Origin of the sequence: Bradyrhizobium diazoefficiens (assembly GCF_016612535.1) — a bacterium.
Taxonomy (GTDB): Bacteria; Pseudomonadota; Alphaproteobacteria; order Rhizobiales; family Xanthobacteraceae; genus Bradyrhizobium; species Bradyrhizobium diazoefficiens_C.
This window is the reverse complement of record NZ_JAENXS010000003.1, coordinates 222,785-246,846: the sequence shown is the minus strand read 5'-3', so window position 1 is coordinate 246,846 and position 24,062 is coordinate 222,785. Positions and strand designations below refer to the sequence as shown.

Here is a 24,062-nt window from a genome sequence, read left to right as displayed (position 1 = left end):
TGCACCCCTTGCGCTTCGCGCGCGACGACGGTTGAATGCGCGCGCTCAAGGGGCTTTTCATCATGATTTTCAAACTGGACCTCTGCGGCGCGATTGTTGTCGCCGCCACCACCGGCCTTGTCACCCTCGCCTCGCCTGCCCGCGCAGACCAATGCGACGACATTGCCAAGCAGCTCGCAGGCGCCATCGACGGGCTCAAGGTCAACTTCAAGGCGTCCAACATCATCTACCTGACCCACCCGGCCGCGAAGGAGCTGTCGCTCGGCTGCCGCGCCCAGGGGCAAAATTATTCCAACGAGCTCTATGCCAAGGGCGACCGCAAGCCGACGCCGAAGTTCTATGACCTGGTCGCCTCCGCAGCCGCAATCATCTTCACGGTGACGAAGGATGACACCACGACCGGCGCGACGCGCTGTCTGAAGCGTATGGGCCTGTTGCGCGGCGACAAGGTGACGATGCGCTTCAAGCGCCTCAACATGGAATGCACGCGCACCAAGACGGACGCCTCGATCGCGATCACGCGGCCGAAGGACGAGTAGGGCCCACACGAAGAAGAAGTCAGATCCCTCGCATTTTAACGATTGGCTTGACGGAGCTTTCGTCCGCTCCGGGGCAGGATCAATTGTTTCAATCTGTGAGGATTTGTGGATGAGCGTTTCCAGCGTTGCGCCGCCGCCCGTGACGGTCGTAATTCCGAGCTACGACACGACCAAGCAGCCGGACGACCAGACCAAGACCAAGGACAGCGACCCGACCTATCAGCCGACGCCGCCCGCGCCGCTGCCGCCGGGCCAGGGCACGCGGATCGACCAGCTCGCCTGATCCGGCTTGCCTGCGATGGATCGCCCGGTCCGGTTGACCGGGCCTTTCGCACGTCCGGCCGCATCTTTGCCGGATAGCACGTTCAGTATCGCGCAGGATTGCCCGGGACCTGCGCATGATCGCACGCCTCTTGTTGCAGAACACGATTCTCACGGTCGCGATGGGCGCGCTGTTGTTCGCCTCTGCCGGCACGCTGCACTGGGCATCGGCCTGGGTGTTCCTGATCACTGCCGCCCTGCTCGGGCCGCTCTGCGGCTGGTGGCTGTACCGGCTCGATCCGGCGCTCTTGGCGGAGCGTCTCCGTCCGGTGATCCAGAGGGAGCAGCCGCCGGCTGACAAAGCCTTCATCATCGCCTTCATCGCGGCAATCCTGGCCTGGCTGATCGCCATGGGTCTCGACCGGCGCCATCTTGCCTCTGACATGCCGCTCGCCTTGCAGGCCGTCGGATTCGTGCTGTACCTCGCCTGCATGCTGTTCACGATGTGGGTGTTCCGCGAGAATTCGTTCGCCGCGCCCGTGGTAAAGCTGCAAGCCGAGCGCGCGCAGCGGGTGATCTCGACCGGGCCCTACGCCCATGTCCGCCATCCCATGTACAGCGGCATGATCCTGTTCTTCGCCGGCGTGCCGCTGATGCTCGGCTCGTGGTGGGGATTGGCGATGGCGCCGCTCCTCCTGGTGCTGCTTGCGGTCCGCATCCGCATCGAGGAGCGCACGCTGATCGCAGGCCTGCCCGGCTATGCCGATTATGCGGCGCGGGTGCGCTATCGGTTGTTACCGGGCGCGTGGTAACTCACGCGTCGAGCTCCTTGTAGCGGCGGAAGATGCCCTGCTCGTTGAAGGCAATGCGGCGCTCGCTTGCGAGATAGGCCCTGATGTTCGGCCGCGCGGCGACGCGGTCGTGCAAGTCGACCAGGCCCGCAATCTCCGCCTCGAACGCCTTCATGCGTTTGGGGAAGGCGTAGCGCAGGCCGGCGACGAGCTGGAACAGCGAGAGGTCGACATAGGTGAGCCTGCGACCGGTAACATACGTGCCGCCATTGTCGTCCAGCAGCTGCTCGAAATAGCCGAGATATTTCGGCACGCGTTCGCTCCAGAAGTCGGCGGTGCGCTTCTTCGCCGGCGGCTTCTGGTCCTCGTAATAGAGCGAGGGCCCGAGCGGATGATGGGTGTCGTGGATCTCCAGCACGAAGTCGGCGATGGTCAGCTGGAGCTGATGCACCCAGAGTTGACCGGCTTCCGTCTTCGGCGCGAGCCCGTGTCGCGCGCCGAGATAGAGCAGAATGTTCGCGGTCTGGCCGATGACGAGTTTTCCGGCCTTGAGGAACGGCGGCGCGAAGGGCGCCGTGCCCTGCGCCTCCATCATCTTCATCATCGCAGCCGAGCCACGCGGGCCGCGCGTGACGTCGATGTAAGCCGCACCCGCCTCCTCAAGCGCCAGCCTCACATATTCGCCGCGGCCCTGGATCTCGGGCCAGTAGTAGAGCTCGTATTTCATGGGAGGGTCCGTTGGCGTGAGCGCATCCGGGCAACCCTAGCACGCGGCCCAGGGTTCCGTCAGTGCGGGACGCGGCCACCCGCCGCACACGCGTCCACCTCGCGCAGCGGTGTGGACCGGGCACCCCGAAGACCGTGTCGATTAATTGCTTCCCGGGACCGTAGCGCCGGGCGAGCATACCGACATGGGCCGATCCTGAAGCGATCGTCCAGGGGTGGACGCGGGAGTCTGTTGCGGAACCGTTCAGGGCGGTATCCGCGATCACATCGGGGCTGCCGCCAGGCGCGGCGCGAGGGGAGATCGTTATGCACTGGAATTCCGTCCGCCCAATCGTGGCAATTGCCTGCTATGCCGCACTTTGTTGCCTTGCCATTGGTCTTGCCATCGGTCCTGGCTGCGCCTCGGCAGCGGAATTGCTCAAAGTCCGGCTTGCGCAAAACCTCGGACCGATCTCAGGCCTGACGATCATCGCCAAATCGAGGGGGATTTTCGAAAAGCACGGATTGGACATCACGGTCTCGAACTTCACGTCCGGCAAGCAGTGCTTGGACACCGTGATCGGGGGCGGCGCCGACATGGCCACGACGGCGGAGGCGCCGGTCACCGCTTCGGCGATGGCAAACCAGCCCATCGCCTTCGTCGCCGGCATGGAATATTCCGACCTCAAGACGGTCGTCGCGGCCAAGGCCGGCGTCAAGACCAAGGCGGATCTTCGCGGCAAGCGCATCGCATTCACGGCCGGCACCGGCAGCGAGGTTTACACGGCGACTTTGCTGAAGTCGGCGGGATTGACTCCCAAGGATGTCACCCTTGTCAATCTGCGGCCGCAGGAGATGCTGCCAGCGCTCGCTGCCGGGAGTATCGACGCGTTCGACACCTGGGAACCCCACATCGCCAACGCAAAGAAGGCCATGGGCGAAGCCGTCGCTGAGCTCGATACCAAGGGCACCTACTCCGAGACGTTCAACATCGTCGTCATGAGGTCTTATCTGGATGCCAATCCTGCGCTGGTCGAGAAATTCATCGCAGCACTGATCGATGCCGAGGTCTGGATGAAGGCAAACCCCGATGAAGCGATCACGGCAGTGGCGGACGCGGTCGGCATGAAGCGGGACGACCTCGCCCCCATCTGGGCCGACTATGTTTATCGGGTGCGTCTCGACGACCGGCTGATCGAGATTCTCAAGACCCACGCCGCATGGCGCCTCGAGAGCGGCAACCATCCGCCGGGAGCGGCGATGCCCGACTTCAGCAAGTTCGTCGTCGCCGCGCCGCTCACGAAGGTCGACCCCGCACGCGTCACCCTTTCGTGGAAATAGGCGCCCGCACAACCATGCAGGACGGCACTTCAGCACGACAAGAGATTGCTCTGCGCAAAGACAGTCGCGGTCGGCGGCGGGATTCAGCTCGGCTTCGCCGCCTCAATATTCTGGTCGGGGTGCTTTCGCTTCCCTTGTTCGTCGGCCTTTGGGAACTGGTGTCCCGTTCCGGGGCCGTCAACATGGTGCTGTTTCCGCCGCCGACGGTGGTTGCTGCCGCCGTTCTCGAGTGGATCCGGAGCGGACAATTCCTTGGCGATCTGCTGGCCAGCCTCTTTCGCGTCACCACGGGGTTCATCGTGGGCGGCGCGCTCGGCATCCTCTTCGGTATTCTCACCGGCCAATTCCCCGTTGTTTCGAGCTTGCTGTCCCCGCTGTTCCATATCCTGCGGCCGATTCCGCCGATTGCTTTCGTGCCGATCGTCATCCTCTGGTTCGGCCTGTCGGAGGCGGGAAAACTGTTCCTCGTCGTGTGGGGCGTGTTCTTCACGGTATGGCTTTCGACCCATATCGGCGTGCAGAAGGTCGACCGCGGCTTGATTCGGGCGGCGTTGATGCTCGGCACGCCCCGGCGTCAAATGCTCCAGGAGATCGTGCTGCTGGGTGCGCTTCCCTACATCGTGGTCGGGTTGCGCACTGCCGTCAGCATTTCCTTTTACACGCTGGTCGCGGCCGAACTTGCAGGCGCTTTCGCCGGCATCGTCTACAGGATCGAGATTGCGCAGCAGAATTTGCAAACGGGCCAGGTCATGGGCGGGCTCGCGGCGCTCGGGTTGATGTCGTTCATTGCCGACCGGCTGTTTGCGGCTCTTGCAGAACGTACGGTCTGGTGGCGCTGATGTCGGGAGCTCGATCGATCGTGAAACTGGCTCTGGCAAGTTCGGCCGCCTCCGTCGAATCGGCGCGGAAGCAACCGGCCATTCAAGTCTCGAACCTGAGCATCGTTTTCGACACCAACCGCGGGCAGTTCATCGCGGTGGACCGCGTATCCTTCGATGTGGCACCCGGCGAGTTCGTTTGCATCGTCGGGCCTTCCGGCTGCGGCAAGTCGACGGTGCTCAATACGATCGCCGGACTGGAAGCGCCGTTTGAGGGCGACATCCTGGTGGAGGGCTCGCATGTCTACAGCACGCGCCCCGATGTCGGCATGGTGTTCCAGCAGCCGCATCTTTTCCCCTGGAAGTCGGTTCGCAGGAACATCGCCCACGGACCCAGGATGCTTGGAAAGTCCCGGACGGAGGCGAATGCCATCGCCGACGACCTGATCGCGATGGTCGGTCTCAAGCGCTTCGCCGACGCTTATCCGAACACGCTGTCCGGCGGCATGCAACAGCGCGTGGCGATCGCGCGTGCGCTGGCCAATCAGCCCCGCGTGCTGCTGATGGACGAGCCATTCGGGGCTCTCGACGCGCAGACCCGGGCGGTGATGCAAGACAATCTGCTGGAGCTGCGCGACCGGATCAAGGCGACGATCGTGTTCGTCACGCATGACATCGATGAAGCCATCGTGCTGGCCGACCGCGTTCTCATCATGAGCGCGGGACCCGGCCGCATCCTGCGCGATGTCGCGGTCAAGCTGCCGCGCCCGCGGTCGAACGCGATCATGATCGAGCCAACTTATCTTTCTCTCAAGAAGGATTGTCTCGACGTCATCCGCGCAGAAGGGTTGCGGGCATTCAATCAATCGGACCCGAGCTGACCGCCCGGAGCTCGCGGATGGTGCAGCGGACCGCAGCGTGCTGGCATGGTTCTTGAATGATCGATGCAGGTCTCACAGGCGGAGCCGGCGATGCACAGTGTGAACACCGCGATGGCGGCAGGCGTGATGCTGGCGGAGTCGGATAATCTCGTCAGGCCGCTGCCCGGCCTGCTGGACGGTCTCAACCGGGCTGATTGCAATCGCCTGCGTGCGATCGGGCGCGAGAAAGTCCTGGAAGTCGGCCAACTGGTTTGGTCTCAGGGCGACGCACAGGCCGGGATCTACCTGATCAGCGAGGGACGCATCCGCAGCTATTATGCGGCGCCGTCGGGACGCGAAGTCACGCTCGCCTATTGGTTTCCCGGCAACTTTGTCGGCGGCCCCGATATATTTGGAACGGGCCCGCACATGTGGTCATCGGTTGCGGCGGAGCGCAGCCGGTTGACGTTCATGCCCGGAGTGGCGTTGCGGCGACTTGCACTGGAATCGCCGGCGATCGCCGTCGCCTTGCTGGATGCCCTGGCATTCAAAGCGCGTTGCTATTCGGCGATGGCCCAGATGCTGGGGACGCGCTCGGTGACCGAGCGGCTGCATAGCCTGCTGATCTTCCTGTCGCATGTCTACGGCGTGAAGCGCGACGGTGAGATCGTCGTCGGCATGCCGTTTACCCACGGCGATCTCGCCAATCTCATCGGATCCACCCGCCAATGGGTGACGGTGCAACTGGCGCGGCTCCAGGACGAGGGCGTGATCCGGTACGACAGATCCGTGATTTCGATCCTGGATCTTTCGACCCTCGGGCAAGAAGCGGAATAGGAGGAGATGGAATAGGATCCGCCGTTCAGGCGCCGGACTTCAATTCGAACGCCGCTCCGCTTGCACTGACCTCGAACCGCCGCGCTAATCCGATCAGCGCGCGATCATGCCAGGCCGGCGCCAGCAGGGTCACTCCCATCGGCATGCCGTTCGGCAATGTCGCGTTCGGGATGGCCACGCCGCAGAGGTCGAGCAGATTGGCAAAGTACGAGTAATAGCCGAGGCGATTGTTGAGGGTGATCGGATCGCCATGCATCTCCTCCAGTGTGAATGGCCGCGGCGCGGTCGGGACCACCAGCGCATCGATGCCCGCGAAGATCGCCTCGGTGTCGCGGCGAAGCCGGTGCAGCTGGTGAATGGCACCAAAGGTGTCGATCGCCGAATAGCCGGCGGCTGAGCCGAGCACGGTCCTCGTGACATCAAGCAAGGAGCCGGAATCGATGTCCATGAGCGAAGCGATGGCCGACCGCCGCTCCGCCACCCATGGTCCGCTGAACATCAGCTCCCCGGCTTGGCGGAACGGGGCGAAGTCCACCTCGATCGCCGTTCCTCCGATCTGCACGAAACGCTCGCAGGCGCGCTCATAGAGTTCACCGCATTCGGGCATGCCGAAGCATTCGAGATCGACGGACGCAATGCGGCCGAACCGGAACGATGGCGCTGCCCCGCTGGCCAAAAAAGCAGCCCTGGGCAGGCGGCTGTAGGGATCTTCGAAGTCGAACCCTTCGATAATGTCGAGGATCGCCTCGCCATCGCTGACGCTATTGCAGAACACCGAAACGCAATCGATCGTCGGGCAATTCGGCACCAGCCCGCGTGACGACACCAGCCCAACGGTCGGCTTGATTCCGACGATGTTGTTGAAGCCGGCAGGTATGCGGCCGGACCCGCCGGTATCGGTGCCGAGCGCGAACGCGACGTGCCCGGCCGCGACGGCAACCGCGGACCCGGAACTGGAGCCGCCCGCAACATAACGCGCATCGGCAACCGACGCGCAGGGGCCGTAGGGCGAACGCACGCCGGACAGGCCGGTGGCGAACTGATCGAGATTGGTCTTTCCCAGGCAAATTGCGCCGGCGGCGGTGAGGCGTTCGACGCTGTGCGCGGATTGCCACGGCGTGTAGCTGAACGCCGGGCATGCGGCGGTGGTCGGCATTCCCTCGACATCGATATTGTCCTTCACACCAAAGGGAATGCCGAGCAGCGGAAGATTTTCGCCTGTCCGCGCGCGCGCCACGAGTTTACGGCATTCTTCGAGCGCCTCCTCCCGCGGACGGAGATAGATCCAGCAATTGCGGTCGCGCTCCGCCTCGATCCGGTCATACGCCCTTTCGATCGTCTCTAGTGGCGGGGACGAATTCCCGGCGATGGTTTCGTGATTTGCACTGGAATTTGTCTTGGAGTTTGTCTTGGAGCGCGCGACAGACTGACTCACCGAATTTCTCCTTCTCCGACCGTCAGGCGCGAAATTGCGGGAGCTCTGCGCGGGCAACAAGCAATTAAGTGCTTCGCTCAAATTTGCCGGCCGGATCAGATAGGCGCGGCTCAAAGAAAAAGGCGCCGTGCCGAAGCACGACGCCTTCGTTCTCAAATCTGCGAGCGATCAGTTGGTCTGCTGGATCGCCGACAATTCCCAGGCGCTGCCCGGGCGGCGGGCGAACGTCCAGACCTCGGTGACCTCGCTTGGCTGCTCGCTGCCGGCGACGATCGCGCCGGTGTTGCGGTCGACCGTCTTGTCGGTGAGGGCGAAGCGCAACGCCACCGTCGCATAGTCGGTCTCGCCTTCGCGCCAGGCTTCCGCGAGGTCGCCCTGCAACAGCTTGACGTTTGTCACCTTGTTGATTGCATTGCGCGCGCGGTTGTCTGCGAGATCCCTCTCGAAGTAGGAGACCATTTCCGGCGTCGCGAGCGTATGCAGTTTTGCCGCGTCCTCATTCGACCACGCGACCTGGATGTCGCCAAGCAGGCGCTCGAACGCCTCGTAATCGTCCGGCTTGATCTCGAGCGGCGCATTGTTGCTGGCGCCCAAGCCGAAGCCGCCACCGAGGCCGCTGCGATAGCTCGTCTGCGAACCGGTACCGCCATCAGCAGCACCGGCATAGGCCGCCTGCGGCGCGTTGCGGCGCTGCCACCAGGACATCGCCAGCCGCACCACGAAGACGACGAGCACGATCTGGATGATCAGGCCCAGGATCGACGACAGGCCGCCGAGGCCGCCGAACAGACCGCCACCGAACAGCATGCCCAGAAGGCCTGCGCCGAGGAAGCCGGCGGCAAGACCACCCAGGAAGCCGCCGCCGCGGCCGAACAGGCCGCCGCGCGCGGGCGCGGCCGAGTTCATGCCGGCGCCCGGCTGGGTGAAGGTGCGGTTGAACTGCGAGGTCGAGCCCGGCGAGGTCGTGGTCGACGGCGGGGCCGAGAAGGTCCGCGAACCGCGCGAACCCGACGAGAAGCCGCCGCCGACGCGGGCGTCAGCGGAGGAGATCGCAAGCGCCGTCGGCAGCGCGAGCGCCAGAACGACGGCAATCGTCTTCACGAGACTGCGGGACCATTGCGAGAAATTCATGTTCGTTTCCCAAATCCCCGGCATGGGGACGTGTTTGTAACATGGGCAGCCTTCACCAAAAAGGAAGCCGGTTTCGGAACCCCCGGCTGCGGCCCTCAGTCGCGGGCACGTGGCAAAAACCCATATTTGCCGGGGGGTTGACGGGTAGACTGCGGAACTACGGTCGCTGGGTACCGGCGGCTATTGCGGAGCGAGGAAGCTTACCCCTGCTTCGTCATCGTCTCCTTCACCGCCGCCACGAGCTGGCTGAGCGTGAACGGCTTTGGCAGGAAGTCGAACTGCTGGCCCTCGGGCAGGCTCTTCTCGAAGGCGTCTTCAGCGTAGCCGGAGACGAAGATGAACCGGATGTCGGGGTTTTTCTCCCGCATCGCCTTGAGCAAGGTCGGCCCGTCCATCTCCGGCATCACGACGTCGGAGACGACCAGATCGATCCCGCCGCTCTGCTCTTCCAGCATCTCCATCGCCTCGACGCCGTTCTCGGCCTCCACAACGGTGTAGCCACGCGAGCGCAGGCCGCGGGCGTTGAGCGCGCGCAGGCCCTCTTCGTCCTCGACCAGCAGGATGGTGCCCTGGCCCGTGAGATCGGTGCGGGGCTTCGCCTCCACGGCCGCGGACGCGGCGTCCTTCGCCGCGCCGGCCGCCACCACCGGCTGCTCGACCTGCACTTCGGGCTCGGCGTGATGGCGCGGCAGGAAGATGTGGAACGAAGTGCCCTGCCCCGGCTCGGAATCGACGTAGATGAAGCCGCCGGTCTGCTTGACGATGCCGTAGACGGTCGAGAGGCCTAGGCCGGTGCCCTTGCCGACTTCCTTGGTGGAGAAGAACGGCTCGAAAATCTTGTCGCGGATATCGGCGGGGATGCCGGTGCCGGTGTCGGCGACCTCGATCCGCACATAATCGGCCGCCGGCATGCCCTTGTGGGCGAGCTTGCCCGCCTCGTCGGTCGCGACATTGGCGGTGCGGATGATCAGCTTGCCGCCGTCGGGCATGGCGTCGCGCGCGTTCACCGCGAGATTGACGATCACTTGCTCGAACTGGGACACGTCGACCTTCACCGGCCAGAGATCGCGGCCGTGGATCAGGTCGAGCTTGACCTTCTCGCCGATCAGCCGGCGCAGCAGCATGGTGAGATCGGACAGCGCATCGCCGAGATCGAGCACCTGCGGCCGCAGGGTCTGCCGCCGCGAGAAGGCGAGCAGCTGCCGCACCAGGGTCGCAGCACGCGTCGCGTTCTGCTTGATCTGCATGATGTCCTGGAACGACGGATCGGTCGGCTTGTGCGCATTCAGCAGGAAGTCGTTCGCCATCATGATGGCGGAGAGCACGTTGTTGAAGTCGTGGGCGATGCCGCCGGCGAGCTGGCCGACCGTCTCCATCTTCTGCGACTGGTTGATCTGGTTTTCCAGTGCGCGCCGCTCGGTGGTCTCGAGCATGTGCACGATCGCAGCTTCCGCATCGTGCTCGGCCGCATCGACCGGCGTGACGAAGAACTGCCCCCAGCGCTCCTTGGCGCCCTCCAGCGCCACTTCGACCGGCGCGATGTCGGCCTTGCCTTCGGCGGCCTGGTTGATGGCCGCGATCAGCAAATGGCGGTCACGTGCGTTGATGGCGCGGAAGATCGACTTGCTGGCGCTGTCGAGCCCGAGGCCCTGCGCGAGCTTGGCGTAACGCGCGTTGGCGCGCACCACGTTGCCGCCGCGATCGACAGTGGCGATCGCCATCGGCGTGTGGTCGAAGAAGCGCATGAAGCGCACTTCGGCGGCGCGGTCGGGATCGCTGCGTTCGTCGCGGGCACGGCTGATGACCAGCGTGCGCGACGGCCCCGGCGCGCCGTCCGCACCGAAGGCGAGCTTGTGATAGAGCCGGACCGGCATGGTCTTGCCGGTCCGCATGCGCAAATCGATGTCGAAGACTTCGGTCTTGACCTCGCCTGGCACCGCCACGATCGCGCTGAGCAGCGAAGCACCGTCGCCGGAGACGATGTCGGCGAGCTTCAACCCGCCCGAACCGATTTCGGCGAGGTCGTAGTCGAGCCAGTTCGCCAGCGTCGCATTGACGTAAGCGAGCTCGCCGGCCGGATTGACCGAGAAGAAGCCGCACGGCGCGTGATCGAGATATTCGATCGCGTGCTGGAGCTCCTGGAACACGTCCTCCTGGCGCTCGCGATCGCGGGTGATATCGGCGATCGACCACACCGCATATCTCGTCTCGCGCTTTCCCGTGCCGAGCGGACGCACCCGCATGCGCAGCCAGCGGCCCTGGCTGCCGTCAAGGCCGGAGATGCGCACCTCTTCCTGCTGCCGCTTGCCTTCGCGCGCGGCCTTGAGCAGGCGGAACACGGCCTCGGAGACATCAGGATTGCCGATGAAAACGCGTTCCACCGGGCGCACATCCTGCGGGCCCGAGGCGCCGGTCAGCGTCAGATAGGCCGCGTTGGAATAGACCACATGGCCGCGCGGATCGGTCACTGCGAGACCGTCGAAGGCGTGATCGGCGATGCGCCCCATCACGGGATCGTCGAGATTGCGGTCGACGAAGCGGATGATGCCGGCCGCGAAGGCGAACAGGTTGAACAGGCCGATCATGGCCAGCACGGCGAGGATGCCGAGGATATAGGGCTGCGCCTGCGCGCGCCCGAGCGTCATCAGCCCGATCGCCACCGCGACAAGGCCGGTTGCCACCAGCAGCACCAGCGCAATACTGCCCGAGCGCGGCGACGGCTCATGCGCCGCAACGGGCTCGCGTGACAGGTCGTGGTCAGTCTCGGCGGTCATTTCACGCTGGTATGGCCTGTCGGCAGAGAATCAACGCGCCACCGGGCACGTAGGGTCCTCCCTGCCTGAATCGGACCCGCCGACGCAAGGGCGGCAGGGGCGAAACCGTACGCTGATTCCCAGTTTACAGCCATTTCCGGTACTTTTCGGGGGTTTTATTGCCGCGCGGCGCTAAAACCGCGCTTCATCTTCATAACGTAGCCGATGACTTCGGCGACCGCATGGTAGTGCTCCAGGGGGATTTCCTGGTCGATCTCGACGGTGGCGTAGAGCGCGCGGGCCAGCGGCACGTTCTCGACGATCGGGATGTCATGCTCGCGCGCGATCTCCCGGATCTTGAAAGCGAGGTTGTCGACGCCTTTGGCGACGCAAATCGGCGCAGACATGCCGCGCTCGTAGGACAACGCCACCGAATAGTGGGTCGGGTTGGTGATGATCACCGAGGCCTTGGGAACCGCCGCCATCATGCGCTTCCTGGAGCGCTGCTGCCGCAATTGCCTGAGCTTGCCCTTGATGTGAGGATCGCCTTCGGACTGCTTGAACTCTTCCTTGATTTCCTGGAGCGACATCTTCTGCCGCTGGAACCAGCTGCGATACTGGAAGAAATAGTCGCCAATGGCGATGATCGCGAGCGCGGCGACCACCGCGCCGAGCAGATGGACGGTCATGCTGGTGGAGGCACCCAGCATGGCCATCGGATCGAGATGGACCATCGCCTCCATGCGGTGCCGCTCGGGCCACAGGATCGTGGTCATGACCACGCCGAGCACGACGAGCTTGCCAATTCCCTTGAGAAAATTCGCGGCCGCCTGCTTGCCGAAGATGCGCTTGAAGCCCGCGGCCGGTGACAGCTTGCTGAACTTGGGCGTGAGGGATTCGGCCGACCACACCAGCCGGTGCTGGAGCATGTTGCCGGCAATGGCCGCGATCACCAGCATCAGGAGCGGCACGCCGACCGCCGCGAACACCGCGAGTTCGACCTGCTGCATCAGCGCGAGCAGGTTCCCGGGGTCGGTCTTGATCATCCAGGAATTGGCGAGCAGGTTGCGCAACGGGGTCAGCAGCCCGCTGCCGACCGACCCGGAAAAGGTCGAGACCACGAGCGTGCCACCCGCGATCATGAACCAGGTGTTGATCTCCTGGCTCTTGGCGACGTCGCCGCGTTCGAGCGCCTGTTCGAGACGTTTTTGTGTCGGGTCTTCTGTTTGACTCTCTGGATCGTTGTCTTCCGCCATCGAGCCCTCTTATTTCAGCGGCATCATCTGGTGCATGACACCGATGAAATAGTCGAGATAGGTGCCCATCATCGCCGTGAGCACCACGGCCAGCACCATGAAGCCCGCGAAGATCGACAGCGGCACGCCGACGAAATAGACCTGCATCTGCGGCATCAGCCGCGCCAGCACGCCGAGCCCGATATTGAAGACGAGGCCGAAGACTAGGAACGGCCCCGAAAGCTGCAAGCCGAGCAGGAACGCTGCGGAGAAGGCCCGCGTCGCGAGCGCGGCAACGTCGCCGCTCGAGACGGTCTCCCCCGGCGCAAAGATTGCATAGCTGTCGTTCAGCGCCGCGATCACCAGATGATGGCTGTCGGTGGCAAACAGCAGCGTCACGCCCAGCATGGTCAGGAAGTTTCCGACCAGAACGCCCTGTTGCCCCTGCGTCGGATCGACCGAGGTGACGAAGCCCAGCCCCATCTGCTGCGCGATCACCGCGCCTGCGACCTGGAGCGCCGACAGCGTCACGCGCGCGGTCGCCCCGAGCACGATGCCGATCACGATCTCATGCAGCATCAGCACCAGCATCGGCGCAAGCGAGCCCATGTCGACATGATAGGCGTTGCGATGCAGCGGCAGGATGATCAGCGTGAGCAGAAGCGCGATCGCCAGCTTCACCCGCGTCGGGATGTTGGTCTCGCCGAGCCCCGGCAGCAGCATCACCATCGCGCCGATCCGGGCGAAAGCGAGCATGAAGGCCGCGGCGAGCGCCGGCAGCAGCGAGACGTCGATGCGCATGGTAGGCGCATTGTGCCTCAGCCGCCGATGATTCGCGACGAGATCCGCAGCATGTGGGAGTGAAGCGCGTCGGCCATGAACGGTAGCGCCAATAGCAGCGTGGCGAAGATGGCCAAAATCTTCGGCACATAGACCAGCGTCTGCTCCTGGATCTGGGTCAGCGCCTGGAACAGCGACACGATCACGCCGACTACGAGCCCGACCACCATCAGTGGCGAGGATACGATCACGATGGTCCAGATCGCATCGCGGGCGACGTCGAGGGTCTCAGGTCCGGTCATTCAGAATTCCTTTGTGCATTTCCTGCCTCCCCACCGCATTCCCGGCGATGCGAGGACCTCTCCCCGTCATTACGAGCAAAGCGAAGCAATCCAGACTGCCGCCGTGGAAAGATTCTGGATTGCTTCGCTTCGCTCGCAATGACGACGGAGCCGAAAAATCAGATCGGCATCTTCATGATGTCTTCATACGCCGCGATCACGCGATCGCGGACCGACACCAGCGTGGACACCGCGACGTCGGTGTCGGCGACCGCCGTCACCACGTCCATCACGTTGGCCTTGCCGGCGGCCATCGCCACGGTCTGTGCGTCCGATTTGCGGCCGGACTCCATCACGCTGCCGACGGCGTCTTTTAGCAGCGATGCAAAGGACTGCCCGCTCGCCTCGCTGCCCTTGCCGGCGCCGCCGTTTTCCAGCACGCGGGCAAGGTTGGCATAGGCATTGGCGGCGATTGACGGTGTTGCCATGGCTTAAGGACTCCCGTTCAGCTCTTGAGGATGTCGAGCGTGCGCTGGATCATCCTGCGCGTCGCACTGATGATGTTGACATTGGCCTCGTAGGACCGCTGCGCATCGCGCATGTCGGTCATCTCGACCACTGAATTCACGTTGGGGTATTTGACGTTGCCGCTGGCATCCGCCGCCGGATTGCTCGGCTCGTATTTGACGCGGAAGTTGGACTGGTCGGGCTTGATCTTGCCGAGCGTCACGACCTGCGCGTCGAGCGTGCGGTCGAGCGCCGAGGAGAACGTCGGCACCTTGCGCCGATAGGGATCGCCGCCCGCGGTGGACGAGGTCGAATCCGCATTCGCGATGTTTTCCGAGATCACCCGCATGCGCCCGGCCTGCGCCCGCAACCCCGAGGTTGCGATCGCCATTGAACGGGCAAAGTCGCTGCTGTCATTCGCCATGATATGGCTCCTTTAGCTCTAGCCTTTACCGATCGCGGTCTTCAGGAGATGCAGGCTCTTCGCATAGAGCGAGGTCACCGCCGCATAATCCATCTGGTTGTTGGCGGACTTGGTCATCTCCTCTTCGAGATTGACGGCATTGCCCGCAGGGCGGGTCTCGAAACCCGCATTCTTGTTCTGGTCGAAGCTCGAGGGCGCGCCTGACGGCGTCATGTGGGAGGCGCTGGTGACAGTCATGGCCAGGGGCCCCATCGAGCCTGCCGGAGCGCCGGTCTTGTCGAATTTCGGCTCGACCAGCTCGCGCGGCCGGAAATTGGGCGTGTCGGAATTGGAGACGTTCTCGGACAGGACGCGCTGGCGTTCCTGGTGCCACTGCATCTTGGTGCGAAGCGCCGAGAGCACCGGAAGATCGTTGATGGACATCGTTGCGGCTCCTTCCGCCTCTTGCGGATCTCGAGGTCCGAAGCTAGGCAGAATTTGCCGCGTGTATGGTTAACGGGTGGTTAAGGCGCGGCGAATGCATGTTTCTGATTGAGACACGCAATGCGCCCCCGTGATTCTACGCTATGCAAAAGCAGCATTAACCCAGCCGCTTGGCGGCGCATGCGGAGCCCAAGAAGTCGTTTTGGATCGGACGATTCATGGGTTATTAAGGGTTGGGGACGGCAAAACTTGCCGTTGGACGTTAAGAGATCGCAGTTTTGGGGCATCGCACGCCGGTGGTCGGCGCATCCGACCATAGGCACGAGAGAAGCGCCATTTACCGGGGACAGGTATGAACGGTAGCCCTATCACCTTCATTGTCGCGTTCATCGTCGTTCTGGCGTTGATCGGCGTCGCCGCGTGGCTGGTCCGCCGATTCGCGACCACCCGGCTCGGCGCCAACACCCAGCGCGGCAGGATGCCCCGGCTTGCCGTGATCGACGCGGCGGCGGTCGATGGTCGCCGGCGCCTGGTGCTGGTCCGCCGTGACAATGTCGAACATCTCCTGATGATCGGCGGCCCGACCGACATCGTCGTTGAACCGAACATCGTGCGCGCCGCAGCCGGCCGCGACCAGATTCCGCAACGCCCCAGCGCTGCCGAGCCGCCGCGCCTGGCCCCGATGCCCGATGCCGGCAGCTGGGCCGACGAAGCACCACGGCCCGAAGTGCTCGACCATCCCGAGCCGCAAATGCCCGAGCCGCCGCCGCGGCCCGCACGTCCGTCCTTCGCCGACGAAGTCCGCAGGCCGGCGCCGGTCATGGCCGAGCGCCGCAGCGAGCCGCTGCTCGGCGGCTTTTCGCCTGAACCGACCGCACCACGTCCCGAGCGTGAGCCCCGTCCCGAGCCGATGCCGCCGCGCGTTGCACGCAACGAATCGCCACTGATGCCGCGTCCGCCGCGCCAGAGCGAGCCGGTGAAGGTGCCGCCGGTGCGTGCCGAGCGTGCGCCCGCACCGCCTCCGCCCTTGCCGCAGGCTCCGCCGGTTCCGCCGCCGGCCGTTGCTGCCGCGCCATCGAGTGCCGAACAGAATCTCGCCGAGATGGCCCAGCGCCTCGAGGCGGCCCTGCGCCGTCCGGCCGGCGAGACCATCGCCCCTCCGGTCGCGCCGGATGCGCCTCCGCCGCGCGCCGCGCGCGTCGAGCCGCCGTCACCTCCGGCTCCGCCGGCGAGGCCTGCTGCGGAGAAGTCCAGCTTTGAGAATCTCGAAGACGAGATGGCCTCGCTGCTCGGCCGTCCGAAGCCGTCTTCGTGAGGCTGCCGTCCTTCCCGCGTAGAGTATTCTTTTTTTCTGTCCTGACCGCCGCGACGTCGCTCGCGAGCCTCGCGCATGCGCAGGACATCAGCATCAATCTCGGCAGCCAGGGCGGCGGCGGCGTCACCGAGCGCGCGATCCAGCTGATCGCGCTGCTCACGGTGCTGTCGATCGCGCCGTCGATCCTGATCATGATGACGTCGTTCACGCGCATCGTGGTCGTGCTGTCGCTGTTGCGCACCGCGATGGGCACAGCGACCGCGCCGCCCAACTCGGTGATCCTCGCGCTGGCGATGTTCCTCACCTTCTTCGTGATGGGGCCGGTGCTGCAAAAATCCTACGACGACGGCATCCGCCCGCTCGTCGCCAACCAGATCAGTGTCGAGGACGCGCTCCAGCGCGCCTCCGTGCCCTTACGCGGCTTCATGCAGAAGAACGTGCGCGAGAAGGACCTGAAGCTGTTCCTCGATCTCTCCGGCGAGCCGCCGCCGGCGACGCCCGACGAGCTCGCACTGCGCATCCTCGTCCCCGCCTTCATGATCTCCGAGCTGAAGCGCGCCTTCGAGATCGGCTTCCTGCTGTTCCTTCCCTTCCTGATCATCGACCTCGTCGTCGCCTCGGTGCTGATGTCGATGGGCATGATGATGCTGCCGCCTGCGACAATCTCGCTGCCGTTCAAGCTGATCTTCTTCGTGCTGGTCGACGGCTGGTCGCTGGTAGCGGGGAGTCTGGTGCAGAGTTACGGAGGATAGCGCGCAGGGTTCCTACCGCGTCATCTTGATCTGCCGCACGACGGGAATCGTCGGCAGCGAGCCGGTGTGATCGGTCTCGTCTTTGGCCTGCGGGGCCGCCGGGGCGCGCGCGGTGGCGTCGGGGAAGCGCTGCTTCATCTCGCGCAGGAAGCCGTCGAGCGTATCGACGCTGGCAGCCAATTTGGCGATATCGGCGAATTCGGCGCTGGAGGCTCCGGCCGGCTTGCTGGCAATGTCGAAGGCGAGCCGGTCGGCGCTCTCGCTCATTAGCGGCGCGTATTTCTCGCGGAAGCGCGACACGCCGATCGAATCGTCGGCGAGCGCGTAGCCAACGGCGGCGCGGATGATGTCGCTCTTCTCCACCGTATTGAGCGGCTTGAAGTCGCGAAAACGCTCGCCGTAATAGAGCTCGATCTGCTCGGCGGATTCGCGCCAGCGCCGTGCCGCCCAGAAGATGTCGGAGCGCAGCCGCAGCACCTCACGCCCGCTGACGTTGGAGACGATGTCGAGCGCGAGATCATGGCGGCCGACGTCGCTCTGCGCGCGCGCCTCCAGCAGCAGGCGCTGCTGCCGCAACTCGCCGGAGAGGTCGCTGATGCGGCTCACACGCAGCGCCGTGATCGCCATATCGGGCTTGCGGTTGGCGAGATAGATCATGGCAAGGCGCGCGGCGACCTGCGCGCGCGCAGCGCCTTCGAGCCGATGGTCGACCTGATATTGCAGAAGCTCAGCGGCCTGGTCGAGCAGATCGATCGAGGCGAGCCGATCGGCAAGACGGCGGATCAACTCGTCGCCGCGGCGGCCGATCGGCGTCAGTTCGCGAAACTCGTAGAACATCCCGAGTGCCTCGACCGGCGGCAGCTCGTCGCCCTTCGGGCCCAGGAAGATCTGCGTGAACAGGTCCGAGGCCAGATCCTGCGCCTGGCGCGAGGCTTCCGCGTTCGGCTGGAGCCTGGTCGCGGTGCGCGCTGCGGTGAGCGCGTCACGATAGCGCCCGTTCTCGGAATAAAGCTGCGACAGCATCTGCAGCGTCTTGACCTCGATCGCATCGCCGCGCCAGGTCATCGACAGCGTTTCGAGCTCGCGCAGCGCGTCTTCCTTGCTGATCTCGTCGCGCTTCTGCCGCAGCGCGACCTCGAGCTGCTTGGCCTCGGCCGCCGCCTGCCGGTCGTTCGAGGCGATCGCGAATTTGTAGTCGTCGAGCGCGTCCTTGTCGTGACCTAGCGCCTCGGCGAGCCGGCCGCGCAGCACGGCAAAGCCGGGCGCCGCCTCGGGCGAGACGCCGACCACCTCGATCTCGCCGCGGCGCTTGGAGGCGCCGGCATAGTCCTTCACCTCGAGCGAGGCGCGCATCGCGTCCATCGTCACGATCCGCTGGATGTCGAGCGGCAACGAGGCGATGGCGAATTCGACGTTCTTGAATTTCTCGCGGGCGTCCGCCCATTTGCCCTGGCGCGCATAGGCGAGCGCCTTCCAGAGCTGGGAATCGTGACTGTTGCCGATCACGGGATTGGCCAGGTCCTTCAGGCCCTGGGCCGGCCGTCCGATCAGGATGCTCGCGATCGCGTGGATGATCAGCGCACTGCTCTCCTCCTTGTTGAGGGGATCGGTCAGCATCAGTTCGGTCACGGACTTGGCTTCGTAATACATCGCGCGCGACATGTAGAACTGCGCGAGATCGAGCCGCGGCAGCGAACGCTGCGCTGGCTCGACGGCCGAGATCGCCATGATCAGATCGCTCTGGCGCGTCCAGAAATCCTCCGCCTGGCCCTTGCGCCAGCCCTCGGGATTGAAGACCGGCCGCACCGCGGTCGGTGCCCGCTCGGCCGAGACGTCGACCGGCGACAACGTCAGGCCGCCCTTCTTGCCGAGAATGACCTTGTCCGATCCGACCTCCACGCCGACCTCGTCGGAGTTCGGCCGGATCGCGATGCCGTGGGCGGATTCCAGCAGCGAGAGATCGACAAGATCCTGCCGCTTAATGAAGCCGCGCACCGGCCGCTGTGCAGTGACGACATAGAGCATGTCGCCGGCGTCGGGATCGCTGAGCTTGTGCAGCTGGCCCGGATTGGCAAAGGGGATGGCGATGTTGGCGAGCGCGGGATCGGTGATGTTGCGCGATATCATCAGCGGCAGCGGCGTCGCCTGGATCTTGTCGGCGAGGGTGAGCAGCCAATTGGTCTCCTTGCCGACCTCCTCGCTGGTCAGCGAATAGACCAGCGGACGGGTGAGACGGATGCGCACCGCCTGCCCCTTCTCGAGCGGCATGCGGCTGACCTCGCCGATCATCGCGCCGCCCCTTGTGCGGATCGCCTCGACGTCGATCGGCTTCGGCGAGTCGAACACCAGCCACACCGTGTCGCCGCGGCGGAACGCTGCGGCGGGCGTGGCGACAGGAATCGGGAATGTCACGCGCAGGCCGTCGCTGTCGCGCCGCGCATCGACGCTCGCCGCGGGAGGCGGCGGTGCTGCCTGCGCCTCCGCCACTTTCGGAACATCCTTGACCAGTTCCTTGGCCGCTTCCTCTACGACCTCCTTAGTCGCTTCCTTAGTCGCTTTCTTAGTCGCTTCCTTGGGCACGTCCTTGGGCGCTTCGACCGCGTGCGGGGCTTCGGTCACGGGCATCGCAACCGCCGGGGCCGGCTTCCGCGCCTCGGCCGGCGGCATCGGAGCGGACGCTTCCGGCTTCGCTTCCGACTTCACCTCGGGCTTGACCTCGATCTTGGCTTCGCGCGCGATCGTCTCCGAGGTCGGCGGCGTGATCTCACTGTGGGTGTCCTTCGGCTTCGCGGCCGCCGGTCTCTCCGCAGCCCGCGCCGAACCATGACCGCCAGACTGGACCTGCGCGATTGCGGCTTCCGGCGTCGCGGCGGCCTTGCCCTTGTCCGGCTGGAACGCAACGTCGACGACGTAGTTCTTGTCGTCGCGGAACGAGTGCACGTCGGAATCGCCGATCAGCAAGATCTCGACCGACGTCTGGTCGATGTCGGCCTTCTGCTTGATCGAAGCGACGTTCGGAGGTGCGGCGACGACGGCATCGGCGAGGTCGAAGCTGAGATTGGCGTTGAAGGCGAGCGTCAGCTTCTGCTCGTTGAGCACGGAGGAGACACCGACGCCGTCGGGCATCTCGAACACGAAGCGCACGAAGGTCGGCTGCACCGAGGCGCGTACGCGGATCGGCGGCCGCTTCCTGGTCTCGGCTGCGGCGCGTTGGGCGCGTAGCGCGCGCTCGGCCGCACGCGCGCGTTCGGCGAGCTCTTTCACCACGTCCATCGGCAGGCTCGGCGGCGGACCCTTCCAGCCTTCCGGCAGCAGGTCGACGAAGGTGCGCTCGCCGGCATTCATGGTGTTGACGGTGACGCGGCGCGCCAGCGACAGCCTGATCGCGCCGCCATCGGGGTCGCGCCGGGCCGAGTTGACGTAATCGGGCGCGCCTTCCGGCACGCGATCGACGGGAACGTCGACGGGGCGGTCGAAACGGATGATGAGGATGGAGCCGGCGGTCGTCACCTCGGAGGGAATATCTTCGCCGAGCTTGATCACGAGGCGGGCAAAGCCGCCGCTGGCCGAAAAACTCGCCTCGCCCCGGACCGGATCGGCCGCGCGGGCGGCGCCAAGACCGATCAGGAGGCAGGCTGCCAGCACCGACACGCTGCGGACATGACGCCGCCATCCCAGCGCCAGGGCGCGGGCTCGCGACACAAATCCAGCGGCAGCCTCTCGCGCCATTGGCGGCACTTCTTCCGTTTCAACGGTCAACGCCAGCACTGATGCCGGCCGATGCCTTCGAATGTAGGTTTTGCCAATTAAGGACTTCTTAAGTATGCGCCCTCAATTCGGCTTTTGCGTCGGCTTGCCGTCGATCTTGGGGAGATCGCCGACGGAGGCGGACTGGTCCGTCCCGCCATTGGCGCGGCGCGCCATCTCGACCGTCAGTTTCTCGGCAGCCTCCGGCGACATCAGGCCCATGATGTCGGACATTTTTCGCGGGGCGATCGCAGAGGCGATGTCGATCAGCACGCCCATCTCCAGGCGGTCGAATACCCGCGCGGCGTCCTTGGGCTTCATGCCCTCATACATGGTGACGAGGCCCTTCATGCGCTGGGCCTCGGCGGCCTTCTGCTCGGCCTGGGTCGTCGAGATGCGGGATTCCACCGCCTTCATCTCCTCGACCTTGGTCTCGATGCGCTTCTCGGCCGATTTCAGCAGGCTCTCGCGGATGTCGATCTCGCGCTGGCGAGCCTCGATCTCCTGGCGGCGCGACTGCAACCGTTCCAGGATCGCGCGCTCCGAGGCCGAGACCTGCGGCTGGGCCTCGTCCATCTTGACCGGTGCGCCCTCGGGCTTGCTCTCGGGCGCGGCCGGCTTCGGCGCTTCCTTCGGCTCGCCATGGGTCGAGCCGGTGATGTCGGGGTCTTCGCGCCCGGTCGGGAAGTTCAAATTCTCCTGCGCCCACGACTTCTTCACATTGACCGGCTGGTAATCGAAGACGTAACCGCCATTGATCACGAGGCCCGCCACTTTCAGCGTGGCGAGGCCTGCGACCGCAACCAGGACGACCGGAATGACGCGGATGTTACGAAAGGACTTCATACCCTGACTTTATGCCGCGAGACCGTTGGACCTTCGGCGCTCGGAGAAGGCTTCGGCGGCCGCTGCCACCGCCTTTGCGGCCGACGGCTTGGCGACCGGCGCGGCCGCGGCTTCCGGATTCGTCACCGGACGCGCCGCAATCGCGATCTTGGAGAGGCGGCGCACCACGTTGTCGGCTTCGCCGAGCTGCTTGTAGAGCTGGTCGGACATCTGCGTGGCGGCCGTCAACTGGCTGCCGAGATTCTCGTTGACGTCGCGCACGGCCAACTTCAGCCCGCCGATCGCGCGCTCGGCGATCTCGGTCGCGGTGATCAGCTCGCCGATCACCGCCTTCAGCGAATGCTCGTCCGCCTTCAGCCGCATCAGCCGCTTGTTGAGCAGGATGCAGTAGCCGATCGTGAGCATCAGCAGGATGGCCACCAGCGTCTCGATCGCCATTCCTAGAGCGTGGTTCATGGGGCCTCCATCAGCTTGTTCTGTTCGTCCACCTTCTCGAACATCGCAAGTGTCGTACTTGGCTTGCGCAAGGGTTTCGTCACGCGGATCGCGACGCGGTCGCCGACCCGGCCCATGCGTCCTTCGGTGATCGTGACGTCGCCGCAGCGCACGGTGACGTTGGCATCGGCGCGCATGTCCAGCGGCAGCGTATCGCCGACCTTCAGCCGCATCAGCTGCTTGAGCGGAATGTCGGCCTCATAGAGCACGGCGTCGACGGCGATCTCGGCCTGGACGATCTCGGTGGCGAAATGGCCTTCCCAGATCGGGTCGCGGCCGAATTTTTCGCCCATGAACATCTGGAGCAGAACGGCCCGGATCGGTTCGATGGTCGCGTAGGGAAGCAGCAGCTCGATGTTGCCGCCGCGATCTTCCATGTCGATGCGCAGGCGCACCAGGATGGCGGCATTGGCCGGGCGGCTGATCGCGGCGAAACGCGGATTGGTCTCCAGCCGGTCGATCGTGAAGGTCACCGGCGACAGCGGCCGGAACGCCTGCTCGGCATCGGCCAGCACGACCTCGACCAGCCGCTTGACCAGCTCGGTCTCGATCGTGGTGTAGGGCCGGCCCTCGATGCGCAGCTGGCTCGAGCCGCGGCGGCCGCCGAGCAGCACGTCGATCATCGAGTAGATCAGGTTGGAATCGACCGTCGCCATGCCGAAATTGTCCCACTCCTCGGCCTTGAACACCGAGAGCACGGCCGGCAGCGGGATCGAGTTCATGTAGTCGCCGAAGCGCACCGAGGTGATGCGGTCGAGCGAGACTTCGACGTTGTCGGAGGTGAAATTGCGCAAGGACGTCGTCAGCAACCGCACCAGGCGGTCGAAGACGATTTCGAGCATCGGCAGACGCTCGTAGGAGACCATCGCCGAATCGATGATCGCGCGGATGCCGGAATGGTCGTCGAGCGTGACGTCGCCGACGGCGAAGCCGAGGAGATTGTCGATCTCCTCCTGCGACAGCACCCGCTCGCCGGAGTTCTTGCCGTTGCCGAGATCGCGGCTGCCATCCTCGACCATGGCCGCCCATTGAAGGGCCATGGTCTCCGATAGTTCGTTTTCGGCAGCAGCCTTAGCGGCCTCCGCGGGATCCTCGGAATCAAGCGACGCCTCCCATTGGGCGGCAATCGCATCCTGGTCCATCTGCTCGTTGCCGGCCATGACGCTAGCCCGTACCCTTCCGCAGCGTCCTCACTGGAGCACGACTTCCTTGAACAGCACCGCGCTGACCTGCACCGGTGCGACCGCGGCGTTGACGCGCTTGGTCAGCTCTTCCTTGAGACGGAAGATGCCGGCGGAGCCGTTGAGGTCGGAGGAGCGGAGCTCGCGCACGTAGGTCTGGAAGATGTCGGTGACGCGCGGCATCGTCGGCTTGATCGCCTCGACCTGCTTCTCTTCCTTCAGCTCGAGCACGATCTTGAGCTTCAGATATTGCACGCGTTCGCCGGGCGCGCCGGCGAGGTTGACCATCATGTCGGGCACTTCGACGAATACCGGCGGCTTCGGCGGGGGCGCCGCCTCGGCATGGTGCTCGTCCTCGCCATGGCGGAAGAACAGGAACCAGGTCGCGGCACCGCCTCCAAGCACGACCAGCGCGCCGACAATGATCAGGATCAGCTTGAACTTGCTTTTGGGGGCAGTGCCTTCCGCGCCTTCGGCAGCTGCGCCGCCTTCCGCTTCATTTTCTGCCATGATCGTCCGGGCTCGCTCGTCTCATAAAGGGTCGAAAGAGCGAAGCCTCCTGGCAGACAGTGACGCGATACAAATGCCCCAGCGCAAAGCGCTCC

General features: G+C 64.8%; 24 protein-coding genes. 9 read left to right on the top strand and 15 right to left on the bottom strand.

Going from position 1 to position 24,062, the window contains the following annotated elements; genetic code table 11:
* Nucleotides 1–62: 62 nt before the first annotated feature.
* The 3 genes from JJE66_RS32245 to JJE66_RS32235 all read left to right on the top strand — a co-directional run bounded on the left by JJE66_RS32245 (nucleotide 63) and on the right by JJE66_RS32235 (nucleotide 1,612).
* On the top strand, nucleotides 63–539 hold the full coding sequence (locus JJE66_RS32245) for a hypothetical protein (RefSeq protein ID WP_200519524.1): 477 nt from the start codon (nucleotides 63–65) through the stop codon (nucleotides 537–539).
* A gap of 109 nt (nucleotides 540–648) precedes the next feature.
* Nucleotides 649–822 (top strand): hypothetical protein, encoded by a 174-nt coding sequence (locus JJE66_RS32240; RefSeq protein WP_200519522.1) that lies wholly within the window; start codon nucleotides 649–651, stop codon nucleotides 820–822.
* Between the two features lie 115 nt (nucleotides 823–937).
* Nucleotides 938–1,612 (top strand): isoprenylcysteine carboxylmethyltransferase family protein, encoded by a 675-nt coding sequence (locus JJE66_RS32235; protein WP_200519520.1) that lies wholly within the window; start codon nucleotides 938–940, stop codon nucleotides 1,610–1,612.
* Nucleotide 1,613: 1 nt separating this feature from the next.
* On the opposite strand, the gene JJE66_RS32230 is transcribed toward JJE66_RS32235, so the two are convergent.
* Nucleotides 1,614–2,318 carry a glutathione S-transferase gene (locus tag JJE66_RS32230; RefSeq protein WP_200519512.1) on the bottom strand — a complete coding sequence of 235 codons (705 nt, stop codon included), beginning with the start codon at nucleotides 2,316–2,318 and terminating at the stop codon, nucleotides 1,614–1,616.
* Nucleotides 2,319–2,623: 305 nt separating this feature from the next.
* Between JJE66_RS32230 and JJE66_RS32225 the strand changes: the two genes are divergently transcribed.
* The 4 genes from JJE66_RS32225 (at nucleotide 2,624) to JJE66_RS32210 (ending at nucleotide 6,152) form a co-directional block, all read left to right on the top strand.
* Nucleotides 2,624–3,637: an NrtA/SsuA/CpmA family ABC transporter substrate-binding protein gene (locus JJE66_RS32225; protein ID WP_200519510.1), complete on the top strand. Its 1,014-nt coding sequence runs from the start codon at nucleotides 2,624–2,626 to the stop codon at nucleotides 3,635–3,637.
* Nucleotides 3,638–3,795: 158 nt separating this feature from the next.
* Complete coding sequence (locus tag JJE66_RS32220) at nucleotides 3,796–4,476, top strand: ABC transporter permease (protein WP_311980109.1); 681 nt, start codon at nucleotides 3,796–3,798, stop codon at nucleotides 4,474–4,476.
* 20 nt (nucleotides 4,477–4,496) lie between these two features.
* Nucleotides 4,497–5,336, top strand: a complete 840-nt coding sequence (locus tag JJE66_RS32215) for an ABC transporter ATP-binding protein (RefSeq protein WP_200519508.1) — start codon at nucleotides 4,497–4,499, stop codon at nucleotides 5,334–5,336.
* 90 nt (nucleotides 5,337–5,426) lie between these two features.
* The gene (locus tag JJE66_RS32210) at nucleotides 5,427–6,152 is read left to right on the top strand and encodes a Crp/Fnr family transcriptional regulator (RefSeq protein WP_200519506.1); all 726 of its coding nucleotides are present in this window, start codon (nucleotides 5,427–5,429) and stop codon (nucleotides 6,150–6,152) included.
* Between the two features lie 25 nt (nucleotides 6,153–6,177).
* Here the strand turns inward: JJE66_RS32210 and atzF are convergent, their stop codons facing one another.
* The 9 genes from atzF to flgB form a co-directional block, all read right to left on the bottom strand.
* Nucleotides 6,178–7,587, bottom strand: coding sequence for an allophanate hydrolase (gene atzF, locus JJE66_RS32205; protein ID WP_200519504.1), 1,410 nt, complete (start codon nucleotides 7,585–7,587; stop codon nucleotides 6,178–6,180).
* Between the two features lie 168 nt (nucleotides 7,588–7,755).
* Complete coding sequence (locus JJE66_RS32200) at nucleotides 7,756–8,742, bottom strand: Tim44 domain-containing protein (RefSeq protein ID WP_200519501.1); 987 nt, start codon at nucleotides 8,740–8,742, stop codon at nucleotides 7,756–7,758.
* A 176-nt stretch (nucleotides 8,743–8,918) separates the two neighbouring features.
* Nucleotides 8,919–11,492, bottom strand: a complete 2,574-nt coding sequence (cckA, locus tag JJE66_RS32195) for a cell cycle histidine kinase CckA (RefSeq protein ID WP_200519499.1) — start codon at nucleotides 11,490–11,492, stop codon at nucleotides 8,919–8,921.
* A gap of 155 nt (nucleotides 11,493–11,647) precedes the next feature.
* A complete protein-coding gene (gene flhB / locus JJE66_RS32190; protein WP_200519489.1) occupies nucleotides 11,648–12,727 on the bottom strand; it encodes a flagellar biosynthesis protein FlhB in 1,080 nt (359 codons plus the stop codon).
* Nucleotides 12,728–12,736: 9 nt separating this feature from the next.
* Entirely contained in the window at nucleotides 12,737–13,507 is a 771-nt protein-coding gene (gene fliR, locus JJE66_RS32185; RefSeq protein ID WP_200519487.1) for a flagellar biosynthetic protein FliR, read from the bottom strand.
* A gap of 17 nt (nucleotides 13,508–13,524) precedes the next feature.
* A complete protein-coding gene (fliQ, locus tag JJE66_RS32180; protein ID WP_200519485.1) occupies nucleotides 13,525–13,788 on the bottom strand; it encodes a flagellar biosynthesis protein FliQ in 264 nt (87 codons plus the stop codon).
* 158 nt (nucleotides 13,789–13,946) lie between these two features.
* A complete protein-coding gene (fliE, locus tag JJE66_RS32175; RefSeq protein WP_200519483.1) occupies nucleotides 13,947–14,255 on the bottom strand; it encodes a flagellar hook-basal body complex protein FliE in 309 nt (102 codons plus the stop codon).
* Nucleotides 14,256–14,272: 17 nt separating this feature from the next.
* The gene (flgC, locus tag JJE66_RS32170; RefSeq protein WP_200519481.1) at nucleotides 14,273–14,698 is read right to left on the bottom strand and encodes a flagellar basal body rod protein FlgC; all 426 of its coding nucleotides are present in this window, start codon (nucleotides 14,696–14,698) and stop codon (nucleotides 14,273–14,275) included.
* A gap of 18 nt (nucleotides 14,699–14,716) precedes the next feature.
* Nucleotides 14,717–15,121, bottom strand: a complete 405-nt coding sequence (gene flgB / locus JJE66_RS32165; protein ID WP_200519479.1) for a flagellar basal body rod protein FlgB — start codon at nucleotides 15,119–15,121, stop codon at nucleotides 14,717–14,719.
* A 352-nt stretch (nucleotides 15,122–15,473) separates the two neighbouring features.
* Between flgB and JJE66_RS32160 the strand changes: the two genes are divergently transcribed.
* Both JJE66_RS32160 and fliP read left to right on the top strand, forming a co-directional pair.
* The gene (locus JJE66_RS32160; RefSeq protein WP_200519477.1) at nucleotides 15,474–16,436 is read left to right on the top strand and encodes a flagellar biosynthetic protein FliO; all 963 of its coding nucleotides are present in this window, start codon (nucleotides 15,474–15,476) and stop codon (nucleotides 16,434–16,436) included.
* On the top strand, nucleotides 16,433–17,188 hold the full coding sequence (gene fliP / locus JJE66_RS32155) for a flagellar type III secretion system pore protein FliP (RefSeq protein ID WP_200519475.1): 756 nt from the start codon (nucleotides 16,433–16,435) through the stop codon (nucleotides 17,186–17,188). Before JJE66_RS32160 ends, fliP begins: the two co-directional genes overlap by 4 nt.
* 12 nt (nucleotides 17,189–17,200) lie before the next feature.
* Here the strand turns inward: fliP and JJE66_RS32150 are convergent, their stop codons facing one another.
* From JJE66_RS32150 to fliL, 5 genes are all read right to left on the bottom strand, one after another.
* Nucleotides 17,201–20,917 (bottom strand): tetratricopeptide repeat protein, encoded by a 3,717-nt coding sequence (locus JJE66_RS32150; protein WP_200519466.1) that lies wholly within the window; start codon nucleotides 20,915–20,917, stop codon nucleotides 17,201–17,203.
* 102 nt (nucleotides 20,918–21,019) lie between these two features.
* Nucleotides 21,020–21,781, bottom strand: coding sequence for a MotE family protein (locus tag JJE66_RS32145; protein WP_200519464.1), 762 nt, complete (start codon nucleotides 21,779–21,781; stop codon nucleotides 21,020–21,022).
* A gap of 9 nt (nucleotides 21,782–21,790) precedes the next feature.
* Entirely contained in the window at nucleotides 21,791–22,237 is a 447-nt protein-coding gene (locus JJE66_RS32140) for a DUF6468 domain-containing protein (protein WP_200519462.1), read from the bottom strand.
* Nucleotides 22,234–23,436: a flagellar motor switch protein FliM gene (fliM, locus tag JJE66_RS32135; RefSeq protein ID WP_200519460.1), complete on the bottom strand. Its 1,203-nt coding sequence runs from the start codon at nucleotides 23,434–23,436 to the stop codon at nucleotides 22,234–22,236. Before fliM ends, JJE66_RS32140 begins: the two co-directional genes overlap by 4 nt.
* Nucleotides 23,437–23,466: 30 nt before the next feature.
* The gene (gene fliL / locus JJE66_RS32130; RefSeq protein ID WP_200519458.1) at nucleotides 23,467–23,967 is read right to left on the bottom strand and encodes a flagellar basal body-associated protein FliL; all 501 of its coding nucleotides are present in this window, start codon (nucleotides 23,965–23,967) and stop codon (nucleotides 23,467–23,469) included.
* Nucleotides 23,968–24,062 lie beyond the last annotated feature (95 nt).

Bases quoted from the DNA above. Each gene is read 5' to 3' on its own strand.
- JJE66_RS32245 (WP_200519524.1), top strand. From the start codon at position 63: ATGATTTTCAAACTGGACCTCTGCGGCGCGATTGTTGTCGCCGCCACC.
- JJE66_RS32240 (WP_200519522.1), top strand. From the start codon at position 649: ATGAGCGTTTCCAGCGTTGCGCCGCCGCCCGTGACGGTCGTAATTCCG.
- JJE66_RS32235 (WP_200519520.1), top strand. From the start codon at position 938: ATGATCGCACGCCTCTTGTTGCAGAACACGATTCTCACGGTCGCGATG.
- JJE66_RS32230 (WP_200519512.1), bottom strand. From the start codon at position 2,318: ATGAAATACGAGCTCTACTACTGGCCCGAGATCCAGGGCCGCGGCGAA.
- JJE66_RS32225 (WP_200519510.1), top strand. From the start codon at position 2,624: ATGCACTGGAATTCCGTCCGCCCAATCGTGGCAATTGCCTGCTATGCC.
- JJE66_RS32210 (WP_200519506.1), top strand. From the start codon at position 5,427: ATGCACAGTGTGAACACCGCGATGGCGGCAGGCGTGATGCTGGCGGAG.
- JJE66_RS32200 (WP_200519501.1), bottom strand. From the start codon at position 8,742: ATGCCGGGGATTTGGGAAACGAACATGAATTTCTCGCAATGGTCCCGC.
- cckA (WP_200519499.1), bottom strand. From the start codon at position 11,492: ATGACCGCCGAGACTGACCACGACCTGTCACGCGAGCCCGTTGCGGCG.
- flhB (WP_200519489.1), bottom strand. From the start codon at position 12,727: ATGGCGGAAGACAACGATCCAGAGAGTCAAACAGAAGACCCGACACAA.
- fliR (WP_200519487.1), bottom strand. From the start codon at position 13,507: ATGCGCATCGACGTCTCGCTGCTGCCGGCGCTCGCCGCGGCCTTCATG.
- fliQ (WP_200519485.1), bottom strand. From the start codon at position 13,788: ATGACCGGACCTGAGACCCTCGACGTCGCCCGCGATGCGATCTGGACC.
- fliE (WP_200519483.1), bottom strand. From the start codon at position 14,255: ATGGCAACACCGTCAATCGCCGCCAATGCCTATGCCAACCTTGCCCGC.
- flgC (WP_200519481.1), bottom strand. From the start codon at position 14,698: ATGGCGAATGACAGCAGCGACTTTGCCCGTTCAATGGCGATCGCAACC.
- flgB (WP_200519479.1), bottom strand. From the start codon at position 15,121: ATGTCCATCAACGATCTTCCGGTGCTCTCGGCGCTTCGCACCAAGATG.
- JJE66_RS32160 (WP_200519477.1), top strand. From the start codon at position 15,474: ATGAACGGTAGCCCTATCACCTTCATTGTCGCGTTCATCGTCGTTCTG.
- JJE66_RS32150 (WP_200519466.1), bottom strand. From the start codon at position 20,917: ATGGCGCGAGAGGCTGCCGCTGGATTTGTGTCGCGAGCCCGCGCCCTG.
- JJE66_RS32145 (WP_200519464.1), bottom strand. From the start codon at position 21,781: ATGAAGTCCTTTCGTAACATCCGCGTCATTCCGGTCGTCCTGGTTGCG.
- JJE66_RS32140 (WP_200519462.1), bottom strand. From the start codon at position 22,237: ATGAACCACGCTCTAGGAATGGCGATCGAGACGCTGGTGGCCATCCTG.
- fliM (WP_200519460.1), bottom strand. From the start codon at position 23,436: ATGGCCGGCAACGAGCAGATGGACCAGGATGCGATTGCCGCCCAATGG.
- fliL (WP_200519458.1), bottom strand. From the start codon at position 23,967: ATGGCAGAAAATGAAGCGGAAGGCGGCGCAGCTGCCGAAGGCGCGGAA.